Source organism: Pedococcus sp. P1_H8 (genome assembly GCF_056405175.1).
Map to the genome: position 1 here is coordinate 1 of NZ_JBFUCP010000248.1, position 439 is coordinate 439.

Here is a 439-nt window from a genome sequence, read left to right on the forward strand (position 1 = left end):
GTCCACTGCGGGACCTGCTCGCGGATCTGCGGCGTCGTCAGGCCCTCGTACTGCCCGTAGTCCCACTCGGCCAGCGCGTCCCACTCGCGGGCGTCGAGACCGGCGAGTTCCGCCGTCCGTACGGACCGCTGCCGGGGGCTGGAGAGCACCAGCGGGTCACGCAGGCCGAGCGCGGCCACCCGCGCCCCCGCTCGCCGGGCCTGCTCCTGGCCGGCGGTGGTCATCGGGACGTCGGTGCGGCCGGTGTGGCGGCCGGTGCGCGACCACTCCGTCTCGCCGTGCCGGAGCAGGACGATGCGGGGGTCGGCGACGGTCATGGACTCGATGATGCCAGGGCCGTGAGGTGCCAGCGCTCGCCACCCGGCGTGAATTGCGCAAAGATCACAGCCGTGACAACTGTGCTCGCTGTGGCGAATCAAAAGGGTGGGGTCGCCAAGAC

1 protein-coding gene is annotated in these 439 nt (G+C 72.2%); it reads right to left on the bottom strand.

Features of this window, described 5'->3' with window-relative positions; genetic code table 11:
• On the bottom strand, window positions 1-317 hold a 317-nt coding region (locus AC1DYG_RS19830; protein ID WP_477641562.1), incomplete at its 3' end, for a histidine phosphatase family protein.
• Window positions 318-439 lie beyond the last annotated feature (122 nt).